The following is a 1,096-nucleotide window of genomic DNA, read 5'->3' as shown; positions in this document are numbered from 1 at the left end:
AGACAGGACGATCGACAAAAGCATCGCCATGATCGAAGCCATCGAGGCTTTGCATCCAAACCAACCGCTTTATCCCGATGATCCGGGACTGCACACGGCCGAACGCGCGTTGATGGAGCTTGGTCGCGGGTTGCAAATCCGCCTGTCCGCCGTGACACATKCACAGGATTCGGTCGAAAACGATATTGCCATCTACCACCTGCGCCAGCGTCTGATCCTGATCGAACACAGCCTGACGCAGGTACCCGAGGTCTTGACGCGGCCGCTGTCGAATGCGGGCGTGGTGTTTTGCCCGACTATATGGCGGATCTTCCTAGTGGATCGCTGGTTCGATACTTTCCTGATGACCGGCCTGCCGTTTCTGACCCGCTGGGGGAACCGGTTGGTCAAACACCCCGCCATGCAGAATGTCCTGAACGAGAAGTCCGAACGCATCTACCTGGGCATCTTACAGCAACGCGGCGTGCCCTTGGTGTCGAAGCGCGATGCCGAATTGTGGCAGCCGATCCTGGTCTCGCGCGGTCCTCACCAAGGTGCCGGGTGAGCCGATCCGCTATGGAAGGGCCGCGACGGCAACAGATATGGGTTTCTTCACCCATTGAGGTCGCCGTACACTCTGGTTTCGGCGCAACGGCAGGCCGCTGTCGCGCCCAGTAGTCCGACCGCCAGATCCGGGCGCGGGGGCGTTGGTGCCGGTTACGCGGTCGCGCAACCGGCCTTTGGTCTGCTGGATGCGAAACCACGGGTGACATGGCAAGCTCGCAGACTCGGCGGTCCTTGGCACAGTACACCGGGAAAGGCCTGCACAACTTGGCTTGGGCAGGGAGAGGGTTTCCCCGGGCTGAAGATGCCGCCTCCCTGCCCATGAGATAGCCTTCGGCCCTGCCGGTCTGCTCCCTCTTGATGGCCCGTCCGGGGGGACAAAGCGCAGCCTTTGCCGGGACGCGAGGCCCTAGGCCATTTGCCCATCACCATAAAGATCTGGACGCCACACATGACCTCTTCCCCCCGTTTTCGGCAGCACAGCAGCCATTGGGGCACATTTCGCGCCCGCACCACTGCCGAGGGGCTGGAGCTTGCTCCCTTTGCCCAGGAC

1 protein-coding gene is annotated in these 1,096 nt (G+C 61.9%); it reads left to right on the top strand.

The window, feature by feature from the left end:
* The first annotated feature begins 28 nt into the window (after positions 1 to 28).
* Positions 29 to 544: a glutathione S-transferase family protein gene (locus AC1DVR_RS23485; RefSeq protein ID WP_478003041.1), complete on the top strand. Its 516-nt coding sequence runs from the start codon at positions 29 to 31 to the stop codon at positions 542 to 544.
* Positions 545 to 1,096: the final 552 nt, after the last annotated feature.

This window comes from Rhodobacter sp. P2_H5 (genome assembly GCF_056403335.1).
Note: the sequence above shows the minus strand (reverse complement) of the source record. Positions and strands in the feature narration are given on the sequence as shown.